Annotated in this window: 18 protein-coding genes; 8 read left to right on the top strand and 10 right to left on the bottom strand. The window is 61.1% G+C overall.

The window, feature by feature from the left end:
* Positions 1 to 70: 70 nt before the first annotated feature.
* The 8 genes from U8330_RS05930 to U8330_RS05895 form a co-directional block, all read right to left on the bottom strand.
* Positions 71 to 334, bottom strand: a complete 264-nt coding sequence (locus tag U8330_RS05930; protein WP_323104216.1) for an HNH endonuclease — start codon at positions 332 to 334, stop codon at positions 71 to 73.
* 306 nt (positions 335 to 640) lie between these two features.
* Positions 641 to 1,321: a transcription termination/antitermination protein NusG gene (gene nusG, locus U8330_RS05925; RefSeq protein ID WP_323104215.1), complete on the bottom strand. Its 681-nt coding sequence runs from the start codon at positions 1,319 to 1,321 to the stop codon at positions 641 to 643.
* Positions 1,305 to 2,528: a helix-turn-helix domain-containing protein gene (locus U8330_RS05920; RefSeq protein ID WP_323104213.1), complete on the bottom strand. Its 1,224-nt coding sequence runs from the start codon at positions 2,526 to 2,528 to the stop codon at positions 1,305 to 1,307. Before U8330_RS05920 ends, nusG begins: the two co-directional genes overlap by 17 nt.
* A complete protein-coding gene (locus tag U8330_RS05915) occupies positions 2,525 to 4,510 on the bottom strand; it encodes a DNA cytosine methyltransferase (RefSeq protein ID WP_323104212.1) in 1,986 nt (661 codons plus the stop codon). The genes U8330_RS05920 and U8330_RS05915 overlap by 4 nt, the downstream gene beginning before the upstream one ends.
* Positions 4,497 to 4,811: a hypothetical protein gene (locus U8330_RS05910; RefSeq protein WP_323104211.1), complete on the bottom strand. Its 315-nt coding sequence runs from the start codon at positions 4,809 to 4,811 to the stop codon at positions 4,497 to 4,499. The genes U8330_RS05915 and U8330_RS05910 overlap by 14 nt, the downstream gene beginning before the upstream one ends.
* Positions 4,808 to 6,289, bottom strand: coding sequence for a hypothetical protein (locus U8330_RS05905; RefSeq protein WP_323104210.1), 1,482 nt, complete (start codon positions 6,287 to 6,289; stop codon positions 4,808 to 4,810). The genes U8330_RS05910 and U8330_RS05905 overlap by 4 nt, the downstream gene beginning before the upstream one ends.
* A 250-nt stretch (positions 6,290 to 6,539) precedes the next feature.
* On the bottom strand, positions 6,540 to 7,013 hold the full coding sequence (locus U8330_RS05900; protein ID WP_323104209.1) for a hypothetical protein: 474 nt from the start codon (positions 7,011 to 7,013) through the stop codon (positions 6,540 to 6,542).
* A gap of 234 nt (positions 7,014 to 7,247) precedes the next feature.
* Complete coding sequence (locus U8330_RS05895; protein WP_323104208.1) at positions 7,248 to 7,460, bottom strand: helix-turn-helix domain-containing protein; 213 nt, start codon at positions 7,458 to 7,460, stop codon at positions 7,248 to 7,250.
* A 73-nt stretch (positions 7,461 to 7,533) separates the two neighbouring features.
* On the opposite strand from U8330_RS05895, the gene U8330_RS05890 reads away from it, so the two are divergent.
* The 8 genes from U8330_RS05890 (at position 7,534) to U8330_RS05855 (ending at position 10,193) form a co-directional block, all read left to right on the top strand.
* Positions 7,534 to 7,908 (top strand): helix-turn-helix transcriptional regulator, encoded by a 375-nt coding sequence (locus U8330_RS05890; RefSeq protein WP_323104207.1) that lies wholly within the window; start codon positions 7,534 to 7,536, stop codon positions 7,906 to 7,908.
* Between the two features lie 384 nt (positions 7,909 to 8,292).
* Positions 8,293 to 8,517, top strand: a complete 225-nt coding sequence (locus U8330_RS05885; RefSeq protein ID WP_323104206.1) for a hypothetical protein — start codon at positions 8,293 to 8,295, stop codon at positions 8,515 to 8,517.
* A 68-nt stretch (positions 8,518 to 8,585) separates the two neighbouring features.
* The gene (locus U8330_RS05880) at positions 8,586 to 8,762 is read left to right on the top strand and encodes a hypothetical protein (protein ID WP_323104205.1); all 177 of its coding nucleotides are present in this window, start codon (positions 8,586 to 8,588) and stop codon (positions 8,760 to 8,762) included.
* Positions 8,759 to 8,938: a hypothetical protein gene (locus tag U8330_RS05875; RefSeq protein WP_323104203.1), complete on the top strand. Its 180-nt coding sequence runs from the start codon at positions 8,759 to 8,761 to the stop codon at positions 8,936 to 8,938. The genes U8330_RS05880 and U8330_RS05875 overlap by 4 nt, the downstream gene beginning before the upstream one ends.
* Positions 8,935 to 9,138, top strand: a complete 204-nt coding sequence (locus U8330_RS05870; protein ID WP_323107387.1) for a hypothetical protein — start codon at positions 8,935 to 8,937, stop codon at positions 9,136 to 9,138. The genes U8330_RS05875 and U8330_RS05870 overlap by 4 nt, the downstream gene beginning before the upstream one ends.
* Positions 9,131 to 9,298, top strand: a complete 168-nt coding sequence (locus tag U8330_RS05865) for a hypothetical protein (RefSeq protein WP_323104202.1) — start codon at positions 9,131 to 9,133, stop codon at positions 9,296 to 9,298. The genes U8330_RS05870 and U8330_RS05865 overlap by 8 nt, the downstream gene beginning before the upstream one ends.
* An 11-nt stretch (positions 9,299 to 9,309) precedes the next feature.
* A complete protein-coding gene (locus U8330_RS05860) occupies positions 9,310 to 9,831 on the top strand; it encodes a hypothetical protein (RefSeq protein ID WP_323104201.1) in 522 nt (173 codons plus the stop codon).
* Positions 9,828 to 10,193, top strand: a complete 366-nt coding sequence (locus U8330_RS05855) for an HNH endonuclease signature motif containing protein (protein WP_323104200.1) — start codon at positions 9,828 to 9,830, stop codon at positions 10,191 to 10,193. Before U8330_RS05860 ends, U8330_RS05855 begins: the two co-directional genes overlap by 4 nt.
* A gap of 34 nt (positions 10,194 to 10,227) precedes the next feature.
* On the opposite strand, the gene U8330_RS22420 is transcribed toward U8330_RS05855, so the two are convergent.
* Both U8330_RS22420 and U8330_RS22415 read right to left on the bottom strand, forming a co-directional pair.
* Positions 10,228 to 10,443, bottom strand: a complete 216-nt coding sequence (locus U8330_RS22420) for a DUF6894 family protein (RefSeq protein WP_416236902.1) — start codon at positions 10,441 to 10,443, stop codon at positions 10,228 to 10,230.
* A 147-nt stretch (positions 10,444 to 10,590) separates the two neighbouring features.
* Positions 10,591 to 10,971, bottom strand: coding sequence for a hypothetical protein (locus U8330_RS22415; protein WP_416236822.1), 381 nt, complete (start codon positions 10,969 to 10,971; stop codon positions 10,591 to 10,593).
* Positions 10,972 to 11,227 lie beyond the last annotated feature (256 nt).

The raw sequence follows: 11,227 nt of genomic DNA, 5'->3' as shown, positions 1-11,227 counted from the left end.
CTACCCCCCCCACCCTTTAGAGACACCTAACGTTAGGCGTGCCTTTGAAAGGGGTGCTGAGGCTGTCGCCTCACCATCGAGGCCCCGACCGCTCCTGCCTTTGCTTCTCGCTGTCGTGGTAGGCCTTGCTCACGGTCTGCAGGTTATCGAAGTCCCAGAACAGCGCCTCGTCACCGCGATGCGGCACCTTGTGGTCAACGACCGGGCTGTCATCTGCTGGGTAGCGACCACTGCAGAGGACGCCCGTCTGCTTGCAGGTATAGAGATCGCGCAGGAGGACCTGCTCCCGCAGCTTGCGCCAGCGCTCAGTCTTGTACCAGCTGCGCCATGTCACCGTCTGATCTCTCTCCCGAAGCCGGGCTGCTTCATCACCAGGCGCTCTACCCAAGCGAGGTGGCGCAGCGGTTAGTCGAGGCGGAAGCGACTTGAGACGAGGCATACTCTAGACGCGCAAAAGGCGACCTCTCGGCCGCCCATCGTCTTCGCATAGCAGTAGCACTGACCCTGAATCGACGCCTCATCTTAAGGCTCTCAAGGCTGGGTCCGACCGGCGTACCGACCCCAGACTTACGTCCCGCCTGCTACGGCGTTCTCAGGGGCTCACTACAGGATCATCGGATCATCCGTGGCGCTATGGCTCTCACATTTTTTCGATCTGCGCAACATCCATTTCAACCGGGACGAGTCCTGAGAAGATACGCACTTCCACTTCGACCCGGCACTTCTGGTAGTCGGTCGAGAGGATCTTTCCGAGGTAGCTGGCGAAGGGGCCATCAACGATCCTGACGCTTTCGCCAACAGCAAACTCGACAGGCGCTGCGGCTCTGTAATCGTAAGCGCCGGCCTGCACCTTTTGCAGGAATCGTTCAATGAAAGCAAAGGGAACGCGGAACGGTCGCTCTGGGTCACCTACGATCCCAACCACCCGTTTCTGCCGGTCGAAAGTGAGCAAGCCTTGAACTGATTGTGCTGTTGGAACGCATCGGACCAAGACATATCCTGGCATGACCGGCAGCATCGGCGCCTCAACGTTTCGGTGCCTTCGCCGCATTTCCGGCCCTTTGTACCGCGGCACGAGAGCGTGAACTTTTTCCTCAGCAAGGAGATCCTCAATCGCCGATTCGGCCCGAGGGCGCACCTGCAGACACAGCCATGCAGCGAGTTCAGGATGATCGTCGGCGATCTGGCTCATTGCCATGCCGATATTCGACACCCTGATTCGCTCCGCTCGAATCGCCTTGTCCTGCTTGAAGTCGGCATAAGGCCGGATGACGATCGGCTTGGCATTTCCAAACCCCTTGCCTCTATGCTGCATGGTCATCGCCCTGTCTCCGAGAGGTAAGGTAAGCCGCAACCGCATCTGCGAAACGGCCAAGCGCGTCGGCTGGCGTTTCGCCTTCGGCGATCGGCGGGAAATAGATCCATTCGGGCAGGCGCTGGCGGTCTGGCATGGGCCACCCTCGCCGCGCTTGCTCACTCATCCATGCCTCGAACAGGTCGCTGTCTCGATGCACCTGTCTGAACTCAGCCGCCACATCTTCCAAAGCCAGTGGGCACAGCGAGTGCCGACGATCAGCAGCCGTTTGATGCATCTCGTTGACGCGCGGCCACCCGAACCGTTGGCGCTTTTCCGCCATGACGGCGTCGAGCGTCGTCCGGCCCGCTCGGATCTGCGCCTGCTCGAAACCGGTAGGCGTCGGCAGCATCTTCGAAGGAGGAAGCAGCAGCTCTGCAAGGCGGGTTGCCATCCAGAGCTTGCCATAGGGCGCAGCGACAGCCGTTGTTGGCCGAGCCTCCTGCGCTGGATCAGGCGCGGCATTCCAGAGCTTTTCGCGGAAGTAGGTGGTCGGCGCAGGAACGTGCTTTTTGCCCTGCGCTTTGAGCATCGCCAGCCAGGCCGGGAAACGAGCGACGGCCTGCTCGCGCTCTTCGTCCGTGAGCTTCATCCACACGACAAGCGCCGGCTGTTTCGGCATCCCGTCGAACTGCGGCCAGTTCTTCACCAAACCCCAGAACACGGCTTCCGCCTTCTTCGGGTCAGCCGTTGCGCCCTCATCTCCTTCCGAAGCCTCGCGCATGCCCTCTCTCGAATTTACTGGTTCTCTTACTGGTTCCCTTACAGGGTTACTGTCCAGATTCTGGACTCGGCTTTTGCCGTTTTCTGGACTCGGCTCGGCCTGATTTCTGGACACAGCTTCGGCCTCGCCGTGTCCAGATTCTGGACACGGAACATCCGTCTTTTTCGGCTCGAAACCCTTCTCGAACGGGAAGCGGTAGCGCGTCGAATCCTGCCTCTTGTTGCCCTTGTCGCGGCGCTGCTCGCGCATGATCAGCCCGGCCGCTTCCAGGTCGTTGAGATGCACGTTCAGTGTCGAGCGCGGCAGCTCGCAGTCCTCCGCAAGCGTCTCTTGGCTGGGGAAGCAGCCATGATCAGGGTGATAGCGGTCGCACAGGTGCCACAGGACGATCTTCGCCGCAGGGCGCAGGCCCCGTTGCTTGATCGCCCAATTGGTCGCATCGAAGCTCATTGAGCGGCCTCCGCCATCACGGCAAGATGACCGCAGTTGGCTGCCACGATCGCCGCGTAGGGCGGCGGCGAGACACTGTTGCCGACGCAAGAGACCTGAACGGACTTGGGGAAGCTGAGCCACGTTGGCCCCTGCCCGCCTTGGGAATCCCAAGCACCGTCAATCACGTAATCCGCAGGAAAGCCCTGGCAGTTATAGAGCTCACGCGGCGTCAGCATGCGCATGCCGATATCGACGATGATGAAGGCCTGTCCATTGATCATCAGCGTCACGAACTCGCGCTCATCCCAGAACCCATGAGATCGCAAGAGTGACGCGACCTCCCTTGCTGTGGCTTCTTGCGCTTCGGTGAATGGAGGTGCCGCAAGCCCGGCCTCCACATGGCCGTGTCGATCCTTGGTCGTGATCGTTCGGCACGGCTCGTCCTCGCCACCACCGTCGCCTGTGCCGTAATAGGCCTGCAGGTAGGGCGCAACGAGCTGCGACTTGCCTGCGCCATCGGCCATCACCGTTCCGGATGGAGCCTCGATTGCATGACCGGTCGAGGTTCCGAACTGACGGGCGACGAAGGCTGACACTAGGTTCTGATGGCTGCCCGACTGGGTTACGGTAGACAGCGGGTCGTCGACTGGCCGGCCCGGGTTCACGCCACCATCGCGGCGGCAATCGTTGTTGTGCTGAGCGAGAAAGGCCACAGAGACGCAAGCGTCAGCCTTGGCTGTGATAGTAGCCGCTGGCTCATCTCCTCCGCGTGGCCTGCTTTGCGCCGCTCGGCCGCCACATCCTACCAGTGTCGGCACGATGACGGCGTTCTGGTCTTTGGCGCTAGCAGTGATGGTTCCATGAGGATCTGCAGCAGAACGCACCGACCCCCCGTGCTGCGCAGCGGTCATGACCGGCGCGATCACGCCAAGCGGCGCGGCGCGCCCAGGTCGCTTGATGAAGCTGTTTGCCGTGATAGTGGACAGCGGTTCGCGGGCGTCCTGACCGGTCGCGCCGGTGTTGAAACGGACAATCGAAGGCGAAATGACTGCCTTTTCCCCACGATGAGCCGCTGTGATTGTGTTAAGCGGCTGCTCCGTGTCTTCGAGCCGTCCGCCGTGGGTGAGGTTCACCAGAAACGGTCGCTCGGCGTCCAGCACGTAGCGTTTCATGCCTCTGGCAACCCTCGCCATGGTCGCAGGCGCGAGCGGACGCACGGCGCGCAGTTTATGCTTGGCCATGATCTCGGCCGAGCTATCGAAGATCGACGGACAAGGCAAAGACCAGTCAATGCACTCCGCTGCGGTGCGCCAAGCCTTCTTTCGCCCTGCGACGACGTCCGGATCGGTCGGCCGGCCGTGGGTGGGCTCTGGCCAGACTATCGGCCGGCCGTCTCGCCGTGCGATAAGGAAGAGGCGCTTGCGGATGGTCGGCGCGCCATAGTCGCAGGCACGGATCTCGCGCATCTCGATCTTGTAGCCAAGCTTGCGCAGTGCCTTCGACCACTGCTGAAAGGTCTCGCCGCGACGTTCTGGGTCGGGCACGAGGCCCTTTTCTGTCTCGATCAGCGGCCCCCAGTCTTTCCATTCCTCGACGTTCTCCATCGTGATCACATCGGGGCGCGCGCGGTCGGCCCACAGGACGATTACCCAAGCGAGGTCGCGGATGTTGCGCTCGACCGGCTTGCCGCCCTTGGCTTTCGAGAAGTGTTTGCAGTCAGGCGAAAAGTGCGCGAGGCCGACGTGCCGACCACGCACGTAATCCAGAGGGTCGACGCGGTAGATGTTTTCCGACAGGTGCATCGTTTCGGGATGATTGGCGGCATGGAGAGCAAGAGCCGCCTCATTGTGGTTGATGGCGATATCCGGCGACCGACCAAGGGCCATCTCGATTCCGGTTGAGGCGCCGCCACCACCTGCAAAACTGTCAACGATCAGCGGTCGGCCATGATCTGGTATAAGCGCGCTCGCCGCCATTGCTCCGGGATCAAACAGCAGCATGGGAATCCCCCTCCTGAGGCACCTTGACCTCTTCACTCGACGCAATTTGTTGAAGCCGTCCGCGAGCCGCCTGCAGGCGCATCGGGATCGGTTTTGTGAGGGCACCTGGCGAGCGGAGCCAATCGAGGACAAGGCGCACATACTGAGCCCCTTCGCGGAAGCCCGACACATGGCAGCGATTCAGGATCGTGGACTCGTACTTCAGCAGCATGCTCAGGCGGCAGGCGAGCAAGGCGTCTGCGCGCTCGGCATGAGTGGTGGCATCGGCAAAGCGCTCGATATCGTCGATCAAAGCTGTCATGCGGCCACCTGCTCGGCCGGGAGTGGAGCATGTCGATCGTCAAGATCAGCCGGCGAGATGAGGCCGTTTGCCACCATCTCGTCGATCAAGGCGGCTGCTACGCTGTCGCGAACGCCGATTTCCCGCCGTAGCTCGGCCCGGTCGAAACACTCACGCCCTGCCACCCAGCCGATCGCCGCTGCTCGCGCCGCATTGATGCGCTCATCGAGCGTCATGCGTGGCGTCTCGCGCGTCAGGTCTTCTTCGAAGAACTCCGCATTGACGAAAGAGCCGCCCTTGCCAGGCGTGAGAGCGTCGGCGTCGGCGTAGTCCGCCCAGTCTACCCGGCGCATGACGGTCGTCGAGCCATAGGTGCCGTCCGGCTGCAGCTCCCACACGAACCAGGCGGTGTTCATTCTGCTGGAGGCCTTCGGCCCTTCCCAGCCCTCACGATGCATCATCGGGAGGCGGCGCTTGAACACGTGAACGCGTGCCGGGGGATTTTCATCCATCACGAAGCCGCGATCCTCGCTCTTGAAGCCGCAGAGAAAATTGAGGTTGAGGAGCAGGGCCATCTTGCGCGGCCGGTGGACGCGGAGAGCGTGCGCCACGAACTCGTTCAACACCTCGCCATAAGGCGGGTTGGTGACGATGTCCGGCGCAGCGCCGGCCGCGCCTGGCGCGCTCCGCAGGAAGTCGCCGACAGCCTGCGCCTCGCCATCCGCAGTCGCCGTGCCCCGATCGACAAGGTCAGAGATCCGGACCTCGTAGCCCTGCGCTTCCAGCACGCGTGAAATCGCACCGAGGCCGCAGGCCGGCTCCCAAATCGTCGAGGAGAAGCTTTCGAGGGCCAGCAGTGTCAGGGTTGCGGCTTCAGGGGTCTGGTAGAAGTTCGCGCCGCGATCCGCTTTGGAGGCCGAGGCCGTTCCGACCGCAGCGCGCAAGTTGGCCTTTGGCGGCGCGACGATGCGTTTAAGCTCGGCCTTCGTAGGCTCGGCGCCCGTTGCCAGAATGCCGTCGAGCGCACGCCGGATAATGCCAGGGTCACTTTCGATCGCATCGCGCAGCTGCCGCGCCTCGAACACCTGCGTTTTGGTCAAACCGATCTCGGCGATGGTAGGTATTTCAAGGTTTTCGTCCGAAACCTTGAAATTTCGCCCGCCGCCATGGCTCGCGACTTCCCCTTGCGCCTGCGCCTGGTCGTATTCGTCCGCGAGGCGACGCTTGGCGAGGCTCTCGATCTCCAGCGCGTCGGCCTGCGCGCGATAGACGGCCGCAACAACATCATCATGGGCGCCTTTCGCCCGCAAAAGCCGCGCAGCTGATTTCGCCTGATCATAAGCAAACGCGGCTTGATCCTTCGCATCGAGAACATCTGCCGCTGTGACCGCGCGCGCCAGGGCGTCGGATGCGCGGTCGATCAAGCTTCGGATTTCGCCGGAGGCGGCGGGGGCGAGAGCGAGCGCGGAGCGACCCACATGGGCAATCGAGCTTTTCATGTCCGGCCCGCCTCCCGTGCCCGCTGAAGACGCTCCTGCCGCTGCGCTTGGTACAGTTCCTGATAGGCGATGTTTTTGGCCTGCCGCGTCGCTTCCGGAACGGATTCGCCCCTAGCCTTAAGGCTCTTGTAGCGATTGAGGGCAAGTCGAAGCCCGCAGCGCGAGTTCCTATCGTCGCAGTCCGGCAGCACGCAGGAGAAACAGGGGTGGATTTGCTTGAGATGCCCTTCGGGCACGGAGCGGAGACCCATCATGGTTCACCGCCGATCCGCTTCACCAAGCGGCCCACAGCGCGCTTGAGGCGATAGCACTTCTCGACGATCGAGCGCCGCTCCATGGCGTCGACTTTGCCATCCTCCAGCGCCGCGAAAATCTCTTCCGCCAAAGACATCGCTTTGCGAGCGATCGAGTGCGCATCGCCTTCCGAAACCGGGCCTTCGTCCGACTGCTCATCCGGGGTAGCGACGACCAGCTGAAAGCCGAGCATCTCTGCATAAGCCGTGATGATCACCGGCGATCCCGCGGCCCGGTCGACCTCGATCGCCACGTCAAGCGGGATCAGGGTCTCCCCATTTTCCGGGTTCGTGGAGGCGTATTTCGACAGCTGGCTGATGCTCGCGCGCGTACGCGTAGCGACCACACTGACCCCGCCAGCAAGCCGGTAGGCGGCCTCGGTTGCCTTCTTGATTGTCCGCACCTCTTCGCCGGAGATGCCACGGATCATGTCTGATTTCAGGCGCACAAAAACACCCCGCGAATAGCAAGGAAAAAAACTGAAGAAAGGATTCGGTGAAGCGCGCGGGGCGCTGGCCTATCAAACCCACATCAAATCACGGAGGGCCTTGAGGCCATGACGAACACGAAAAGGATGCCCCGGAACGCGGGAGGAGAGCGCTCCGGGGCGGAACGGCAAGGCTTGGTCCGCTACAGCCTTGCCGATGACCATTCGACGGAGACCTCATTCGCCCGCCTCCGTGCTCGCCAAAGAACACTCGCTGCGATTGGCACGCGAAATGACCGCGAGCATCTTCAAGGCAGGACCACGCGGCTTCGTTTGTCCGCGCTCCCAAAGAGACACGGTGCTTTGATCAACGCCCAGTTCAGCCGCGAGCTGCGCCTGAGTCATGCTGAGGCTGTCCCGCAGGTCTTTGATGTTGAGATCGGCTTCCATGGCCGCAATCTATGAGTTTTCCATAGATCGATGTCAATGAGTATCCCATATTAAAATATGAAATAGTCACACCATGGAATTGCACGAAAGATTGACGGAAGCCCGGAAACAGGCTGGTTTCGAATCTGCCCGCGAGGCGGCAGATGCCTTAGGCGTGCCATACCCGACTTACGCCGGTCATGAAAACGGCAGCTCTGGCTTCAGAGCCGACAAGGGCGAGATCTACGCCAAGAAGTTCAAGGTTCGATTCGAGTGGCTGATGCGCGGCACTGGACACATGAAGGACCTGGCAACGAAGTACCGCGAGATCCTGCTCACTTACGACAGCCTTCCTCCTGATCTTCAGGAGACGTATGCCGATGTTCTGCGCAAGCTTGCAGCGCCTTACCAACAGCCAGAGCTTGATCCAGCACGGCCTCAGGCAAAAGCAAAATCATCTTCAGAGTAGTGTCCCGTTCGACGATCTTGCGCATTTCATAGAACGAGAGATCCTTTGCAAGGCCTCGAAGGCCTTGCAGAGTCTCATCTCGTTTTGATACCTCGCGCCTTTTGTAGATGATCACCCGAGCAATCCTGGCTTGTCCTGCTCAATCAATGTGACTCAAAAACGAGAACATAACAAGAACCCGTTAGGACAATGAGCCTTGGCTGATTCGCCCATGAACAGCTGCCTCCTATCACATGTTATGGCTTTTCCATATTTTATGTTGACGAGATTATGAGTTTCACATAGGTCTTAATGCGCCTCCGAAGATGAGCGGCGCGGAAAAAGATCATGCGTGCCGCGCCGTTCGCTCCGGGGGTTAAGAAAACTAGCCCCTCGGAGAGCACCATGAGCAACCGCATCCACGAACTTTTCCACACCTGCAGCACCCGCGCCGAGCGAGTTGCCTGTGTCGGATCAGCCATGCGCCGCCTCGGCGAAGGCTGCACTGACACCGATCTGATGACCCACCTCGGCATCACGAAGTCCGACCTTCTTTCGGTCGCTGACGATGCGCGCGCCAAGGCAATCATTGACAGCTCACGCGAGACGATCGCACGCCGCGCCGCCTGATCCCTATCCGCTTCGGTGACCGCCCGCTCGCCGGACGGCATCCGAAACGGATGAAGGATCGTTTTCTCATGACACGCAATGCTTCTCCCCACGTGGAGCCCTCAGGGCTCAGCGAACGAAACTCTGCGCCTCTGCGCTGGAACGTCGCCAAGCTGCTGATCATTTTCGGCGTGGGCATCGGCCTCTGTGGTTATGTGGTCACGGCCGTGTGGGCCTATGGTCTCTTCTTCGGAGGCAGGCCATGATCCAGCTCGAGCCGATCGTTGGCGCGAACCTCGAGCGCCGCACTGCCAGCCCTTCCCGCATCATGCTCGCGTCCCTGTTTGGCGTCGCATTTCTAGCGCTGTTCGCGTCCGTCGCGCTCGCCGCGGATGGTCTTGCGCGCATCGAGGCGCACTATGCAGCGGAGGCGCGGGTATGATCTCCATCACCCCACGCATGGCGCGGGCCTTGTTCTCCTGCTGCGCCACCCCGGATCGGATGTTTGCCGAGATTGCCGCTGAGCACGACGTTGATCGTGAAGAGCTGCAGGAAGTCTGGTTCGACCTGATGAACCTGTGCAGGGCGCAGGCGCATCGTCCTCCTCAGCCGCAGAGCCAGGCGAGGGCCGCAAATGGCTGAGCCCCGCCCCATCCTGCCGTTCCGCGTTCACTTCGTCGACGAGACGCTGCCTCCGATCGACGTGGACGCATGCGACGCCGACGAAGCGCGCGCAATTGCCGCCCGGCGCGTTCCAGGCGCCTTGATCAGCAAGACCAAAATCGTGCGGGAGAAGATCTGATGGGGCGGCCGATGACGAGCCAGCGAGTTGCAGCGCAGATGCGGCTGGATCGCATCGATCTCCGCCTTGAAGACGCCTCTCCGGAGCTCTCGGTCATGGTGGATGCCTCCGGCACCCACTTGATCACCGGTCACGCGCTCGAGCCCGTTATCGTCGCTACAATCCGCCCCGAGGCTGCTGAGGTCGACCGCGAGCTGATCCTGCACGCGATCGACGATCTACGATGGTTGCGGTCGACCTACGCCAGGCTAGCCGCTCGCTATCGAAAGCTGGTCGGCGAGCCGGAGCCCGAGCCGCGCAAGGCAGGAAACTACGCAGCGCAGTGCGCGATGATGTGCGACCGGCAGGCATTCCGTAATTACCTCGCGACGGTGCTTGGCAAGGATGTGTCGGACGGCGAGCGCGTCCGCGTTGCAGTGCACGAAGCCCTCTCGATCGCGTCCCGCAAAGAGCTCAACACCGATCCCGCCGCCACCAGGCGCTGGCAAAACCTTCTCGGGGATTTTGAGGCGTGGGAGAGGACAGGTCGATGACAGTTAGCCGACGCGATCAGATCCGCGCGCGCATCTTGGAACGGGTCGTCATCGACCCTGAAACGGATTGCTGGATCTGGACCGGCCCGACTTCCGGCGATGTCGGCCGAGGCGCCAACTACCCGCGCATGAGCCTCTCCGGCCAGACGGTAGCCGTGCACAAGGCCATGTGGACCAACGAGCATGGCCTTATCCCGTCGACCCGGCAACTCGATCACGTCTGCCGCAACCGCCTTTGCGTCAACCCCGACAATCTCAACCACGTCCAGCTCGTCACCCGGAAGCGCAACATGCTGCGCATGTGGGACGCTCGCCGGGCTGCGATGCAATGCGAGGAGACAACCCGCCATGACGAAGCATGAAACGAGCGGCACCCCCGCGCCCCAAGCAGAAGCGCTACCGGTTGAGATACTTTCGCAAGGCATTGAAACGCGGCAGGACTGCCTCCTCCGTCGTCAAATGCGCAAGAACCAGACCGCTTTCGTCCAAAATCGAGATGCCTTCAAGCTGGACATTTCTTCCAACCTTGAGGCTCTCGCCTGCGATCTCACAGATGGACAGTTCAGCAATCTCGACGGCTGCGTCCAAGTCTCTAACGTCTTGGCCGTCCATGTCGTCGATTCGGCAATTCTGGGTCGTCAGACTGAAAAAATAGCGGGGCATCGAAAATTCCTACTTGCTCTGCAGCTGCCAAACACCCAGCGACGAGCAGAGTTTCACAGGAAAATCAACGCAGCCCCGGCATTCCAAACTCAAGAGCTAGGTGTTCGATGCTTGTCGCCAATCTGCAATGGCTTCTGCGGCTTCGAGATGAGCGGCGTCCTCGTTAGGGAACGGACCGAGGACGCGTGTTTCACCCAAGTAAGTCACAGCCACCGTGTTTGCGCCGTGATGGTATACGACCTTACTTCCGAACGGTGTCATTCGCGTATTGTCGTGCCGAGCGAGCATGGAAGCTTGGGAGCTTTCATCGAAAAGCTTCGCCGCTTCTGCCCGACCAATGCTGAAACCTGCCAGCCAAGCAAACCGCTCGTCAGGGGTGTTGTGACTGTATGGGCACTCACTTGCCTGCGCCAAATTCACTGCACCGGCAACTCTTCCAAGTTCGCTAATACGAGCGAGTTCGCTGCTGCTGATCATGGGCCAGCTCCCTTCCGAAACGACGAGAACGGCTGTCATGAGGATCGTCATGGTCACGACATTCCGCCAACGCAGTGCGAGCGGTGGATGGAGGTTACTTCACTTTCAGCGAGATTCCTAAAAGAATCATCGACTGCCCCATCGCCCCAAACCCATCTGACGCGCCTCGTTGAGGCGGCGAGGGATGTCGTCTCTTCGGCATCCGACACCTATCGAAAGCGCAATGGCCACTTGGACAGCTTCGAAGACGACAGCG

Origin of the sequence: Rhizobium sp. CC-YZS058, assembly GCF_034720595.1 — a bacterium.
Classification (GTDB): domain Bacteria; phylum Pseudomonadota; class Alphaproteobacteria; order Rhizobiales; family Rhizobiaceae; genus Ferranicluibacter.
This window is presented reverse-complemented; position numbering and strand designations above follow the sequence as displayed.

What these genes read in the sequence shown, in the direction of transcription:
- U8330_RS05880 (WP_323104205.1), top strand. Translation starts at nt 8,586, where the DNA reads ATGACACGCAATGCTTCTCCCCACGTGGAGCCCTCAGGGCTCAGCGAA.
- U8330_RS05875 (WP_323104203.1), top strand. Translation starts at nt 8,759, where the DNA reads ATGATCCAGCTCGAGCCGATCGTTGGCGCGAACCTCGAGCGCCGCACT.
- U8330_RS05920 (WP_323104213.1), bottom strand. Translation starts at nt 2,528, where the DNA reads ATGAGCTTCGATGCGACCAATTGGGCGATCAAGCAACGGGGCCTGCGC.
- U8330_RS05895 (WP_323104208.1), bottom strand. Translation starts at nt 7,460, where the DNA reads ATGGAAGCCGATCTCAACATCAAAGACCTGCGGGACAGCCTCAGCATG.
- nusG (WP_323104215.1), bottom strand. Translation starts at nt 1,321, where the DNA reads ATGACCATGCAGCATAGAGGCAAGGGGTTTGGAAATGCCAAGCCGATC.
- U8330_RS05915 (WP_323104212.1), bottom strand. Translation starts at nt 4,510, where the DNA reads ATGCTGCTGTTTGATCCCGGAGCAATGGCGGCGAGCGCGCTTATACCA.
- U8330_RS05870 (WP_323107387.1), top strand. Translation starts at nt 8,935, where the DNA reads ATGATCTCCATCACCCCACGCATGGCGCGGGCCTTGTTCTCCTGCTGC.
- U8330_RS05865 (WP_323104202.1), top strand. Translation starts at nt 9,131, where the DNA reads ATGGCTGAGCCCCGCCCCATCCTGCCGTTCCGCGTTCACTTCGTCGAC.
- U8330_RS05855 (WP_323104200.1), top strand. Translation starts at nt 9,828, where the DNA reads ATGACAGTTAGCCGACGCGATCAGATCCGCGCGCGCATCTTGGAACGG.
- U8330_RS05905 (WP_323104210.1), bottom strand. Translation starts at nt 6,289, where the DNA reads ATGAAAAGCTCGATTGCCCATGTGGGTCGCTCCGCGCTCGCTCTCGCC.
- U8330_RS05860 (WP_323104201.1), top strand. Translation starts at nt 9,310, where the DNA reads ATGACGAGCCAGCGAGTTGCAGCGCAGATGCGGCTGGATCGCATCGAT.
- U8330_RS22420 (WP_416236902.1), bottom strand. Translation starts at nt 10,443, where the DNA reads ATGGACGGCCAAGACGTTAGAGACTTGGACGCAGCCGTCGAGATTGCT.
- U8330_RS05890 (WP_323104207.1), top strand. Translation starts at nt 7,534, where the DNA reads ATGGAATTGCACGAAAGATTGACGGAAGCCCGGAAACAGGCTGGTTTC.
- U8330_RS22415 (WP_416236822.1), bottom strand. Translation starts at nt 10,971, where the DNA reads ATGATCAGCAGCAGCGAACTCGCTCGTATTAGCGAACTTGGAAGAGTT.
- U8330_RS05900 (WP_323104209.1), bottom strand. Translation starts at nt 7,013, where the DNA reads ATGATCCGTGGCATCTCCGGCGAAGAGGTGCGGACAATCAAGAAGGCA.
- U8330_RS05885 (WP_323104206.1), top strand. Translation starts at nt 8,293, where the DNA reads ATGAGCAACCGCATCCACGAACTTTTCCACACCTGCAGCACCCGCGCC.
- U8330_RS05910 (WP_323104211.1), bottom strand. Translation starts at nt 4,811, where the DNA reads ATGACAGCTTTGATCGACGATATCGAGCGCTTTGCCGATGCCACCACT.